Below are 538 nucleotides of genomic sequence, written 5' to 3' on the forward strand. Positions count from 1 at the left end.
AGCCGATCGACAACCTGAAAACCCATATCCTCGAAGGCAGCCTGCAGCCAGCCGTGCGCGGCAGTGCCGGCGAGCTGTACCTGGGCGGCGTTGGTCTTGCCCGTGGCTACCACCAGCGCCCGGCGCTGACTGCCGAACGCTTCGTGCCGGACCCGTTCAGCGACAACGGCGGGCGGCTGTACCGCACCGGCGACCTGGCGCGCTACCGCGCCGATGGCGTGATCGACTACGCCGGGCGTATCGACCATCAGGTGAAGATTCGCGGCCTGCGTATCGAACTGGGTGAAGTCGAAGCGCGCCTGCTGGAGCTGCCCAGCGTGCAGGAAGCGGTGGTGCTGGCCCAGGACGGGCCGAGCGGCAAGCAGTTGGTGGGCTATGTGGTGCCGGCCGACAGCACGCAGGACCACAGCGCCTTGCGCGACAGCCTGCGCGAAGCGCTGAAGGCAGGCTTGCCGGACTACATGGTCCCGGCGCACCTGCTGCTGCTCGACCAACTGCCGGTGACGCCAAATGGCAAGCTGGACCGCAAGGCCCTGCC

Annotated in this window: 1 pseudogene; it reads left to right on the top strand. The window is 68.2% G+C overall.

What is annotated here, in order from left to right:
- Positions 1–538, top strand: a pseudogene (locus HP546_RS31015) (AMP-binding protein); the annotation flags it as partial.

Source organism: Pseudomonas sp. CM25 (genome assembly GCF_013179705.1).
Taxonomy (GTDB): domain Bacteria; phylum Pseudomonadota; class Gammaproteobacteria; order Pseudomonadales; family Pseudomonadaceae; genus Aquipseudomonas.